The following is a 2,054-nucleotide window of genomic DNA, read 5'->3' as shown; positions in this document are numbered from 1 at the left end:
ACCGCACGTTCCCGCGCCACACGACAGAAGAGCAAGGCTTCCATGGCGACCCGTACAGCCGCATCGAACACCACCAGCGGTTCTTCCGGGCGGACTGCCGCCCAGCCGGGCGGCCGGCCCGCCGGACGCGCGGCGCCCAGGGCCGCCAAGGCTCCCCTGCTGCCGCCTGCCTTGCGGGACTTCATCAAGCTGCGGGCCGTGGAGGTCACCGGCCTGATCCTGGCAAGCATCGGGCTGCTGCTGATCCTGGTGCTGCTGACCTACGAGCGTGGCGATCCTTCCTGGAACACCGCCGTCAATCCGGAAGCCAATCCCAAGATCGCGAACATCCTGGGCTTGCCGGGCGCCTATGTCGCCGATCTGCTGATGCAGTGGGTCGGCGTCGCCTCCTATCTGCTGGGCGGCATCGTGATGGCCTGGGGCCTGCGGATCATGAGCCACAGGGGCTTGAGCCGGCTGCCGCTGCGCGTGTTCCTGGCGATGGTTGGCGTTCTGCTGGCCTCGATCTTCTTCGCCGAGGTTCCGGCCTTTCCCGGCTGGCAGCTCACCCACGGCCATCTCGGGGGGACGGCGGGCGCCATCCTGCTGGCGGCGCTGTCCAAGCTGACCGGCGGATTGCTGGATATCCTCGACCGCTCGCTGCTGGCGATGATCGCCGGCGGCGTTTCGGCGGTCTCCGTCGTCGGCGCGCTGGACCTGTCGCTGCGCGATTGGCGCGACGGCGCCCGCGGCGTCGGCTGGGCGGTAGGGGCCGCGGGGCGCGGTGCCCGCGAGGCCGGCGGCATGGCGGGGGAGGCGGCCCGCGGCGCTTCCGACATGATCCGCGGCGCTCCCCGGTTCGGCGGCATCGCCGAGTTCATCCGGGCCCGCTGGGGAGCGGAAGACGCGGACGAGCCGGCGCCGGTGCAGCCCAGGGCGCGGGCCGGCCGGTCCGCCGAGCGGCGGGACCCGGTGCTGGGCGGCCAGGATGCCAGGACGGCGGGCGGACGGACCGTTACCGTCGCCGACCCGGACGATGCCGATGAGGGCGCCGACGAGTCCGCACCGGAGAAGGTCCGGAACGTCTCGGTGGTCACTCCGGCTCCGAAGCCGTCGCATCCGCCCCGTGGCAAGCCGGCCGAGCCGATGCTCGACCTGCTCAACCCGACCGACTACGAGCTTCCGCCGCTCGACCTGCTTCAGCTTCCCGACCCCTCGGCCAAGCCCAGCATGCTGGATGAGGACGCCCTTCAGCAGAACGCCGTCATGCTCGAAGGCGTGCTGGCCGATTTCGGCGTCCGGGGCGAGATCCAGAAGGTCCATCCAGGCCCGGTCGTCACCCTGTACGAGCTGGAGCCGGCCCCCGGCACCAAGTCGTCGCGCGTGATCGGCCTCGCCGACGATATCGCGCGCTCCATGAGCGCCGTCTCGGTCCGCGTCGCCGTGGTGCCCGGCCGCAACGTGATCGGCATCGAGCTGCCGAACGCCCGGCGCGAGGTGGTCCTGCTGCGCGAGCTGCTGTCGGCGGAGACATACGAGCGCTCCGCCGCCAAGCTGGCCCTCGTGCTCGGCAAGGATATCGGCGGCGCTCCGGTGATCGCCGATCTGGCCCGCTTCCCGCACCTGCTGGTCGCCGGCACCACCGGTTCCGGCAAGTCGGTCGCGATCAACACGATGATCCTGTCGCTACTCTACCGGCTGCCGCCGGACAAGTGCCGCTTCATCATGATCGATCCGAAGATGCTTGAGCTTTCGATCTACGAAGGCATCCCGCACCTGCTGACCCCCGTCGTGACCGACCCCAAGAAGGCCGTCGTGGCGCTGAAGTGGACGGTGCGGGAGATGGAGAACCGCTACCGCGCCATGTCCAAGCTGGGTGTCCGCAACATCGAGGGCTACAACGCGCGCCTGCGCGAAGCGCGGCAGAACGCGGAGGTGCTGACCCGCCGGGTGCAGACCGGCTTCGACCCCGACACCGGCAAGCCGATCTTCGAGGACCAGCCGATCGACCTGACCGAATTGCCCTATATCGTGGTGGTGGTCGACGAGATGGCCGACCTGATGCTGGTGGCGGG

General features: G+C 70.1%; 1 protein-coding gene. It reads left to right on the top strand.

All coding sequences use genetic code 11. The features are described from left to right. Positions 1–42: 42 nt before the first annotated feature. The coding region (locus AC5JJ6_RS11490; protein ID WP_496042159.1) for a DNA translocase FtsK at positions 43–2,054 on the top strand (2,012 nt) is incomplete at its 3' end.

The organism is Skermanella sp. (assembly GCF_059503625.1).
The sequence above is the reverse complement of the archived record's forward strand: the minus strand, read 5'-3'. Positions and strand labels throughout refer to the sequence as shown.